This window comes from Streptomyces sparsus, from assembly GCF_054776295.1.
In genome coordinates, this window is the sequence record NZ_BAAHCA010001322.1 from 1 (window position 1) to 1,030 (window position 1,030).

Annotated in this window: 2 protein-coding genes; both read right to left on the minus strand. The window is 74.4% G+C overall.

Annotation, left to right across the window (positions count from 1 at the left end; genetic code table 11):
• The coding region (locus tag ACYVE9_RS28175) for a hypothetical protein (RefSeq protein ID WP_461030715.1) at positions 1–282 on the minus strand (282 nt) is incomplete at its 3' end.
• Positions 275–1,030: 3-hydroxyacyl-CoA dehydrogenase family protein (locus ACYVE9_RS28180; protein ID WP_461030716.1), on the minus strand; the 756-nt coding region annotated here is incomplete at its 5' end. The genes ACYVE9_RS28175 and ACYVE9_RS28180, both read right to left, overlap by 8 nt.

Consider the following 1,030-nt stretch of genomic DNA (forward strand, 5'->3'; position numbering starts at 1 on the left):
CGCCCGGCCGGCCCGGGTCGCGGCGTTCAGCCAGTCCTCGCGGGCAGCGGCCGGGTCCGGTGTGCCGGCCAGGTCCACCAGGTCCAGCGGCACGGCGCCGCCGTCGGTGAGCTCCGTACCGCTGGAAGCGCCGCCGTCGGAGCGCAGGCGTACGGCCTCCGCCTCTCCGGTGACCTGCCGGATCGCGCGCTGCAGCAGGGCGATGTCCACCGGTCCCTCGATGTCGACGGCCTCCGCGACGAAGTCCCCGGTCGTGGTCCGTGCGTGGGCGTGCTCAGACATGGGTGTCAGCTCCTGCGGGCCGCGAGGGGACGAGGGACCTGTTCGACGGGTACGAGTGGAAGCCCCGGCCGGCCTTCCGGCCGACGTTCCCCTCGGCGACGAGCCGGGCGAGGAGCGGGGTCGGGCGGAACCGCGCGTCGCCGGTGAACCGGCCGAGGACGGCCAGGGTGTCGACGATGGTGTCGAGGCCGATGAGGTCGGCGGTGCGCAGCGGTCCGGTCGCGTGTCCGAAGCAGTCCTGGAAGACGCGGTCGACGGTGGCGGCGTCGGCGGTGCCGGCCTCGACGACGGCCGCCGCCTCGTTGACCGTCAGCATCAGCACCCGGTTGCTGACGAATCCCGGGCCGTCGCCGACGACGACGGCTTTCTTCCCGAGGCCCGCGAGGACGTCCAGGATCCACTGGACGGTCCGGTCGGCGGTGGCCGGGGAGGCGGCAACCTCGACGGTGTCCTTCAGCGGCGCCGGGTTCATGAAGTGGGTGCCCACGATCCGTTCGGGGCGTCCGGTGACGGAGCCGAGGTGGCTGATGGGGATCGCCGAGGTGCAGGAGGCGAACACCGCGTCGGCGGGGCAGACCCGGTCCAGCGTCCGGAAGATCTCCTCCTTGACGGGGACGCGTTCAGGGGCGCAGTCCACGACGAGACGGACCCCGGACAGGGCGGCGGGGTCGGCCGCCCAGACCACCCGCTGCTCGACCCGGCCGGCGTCCTGCCCGCGCAGCAGCCGGGCGGCGCGCGTCCAGGAGCG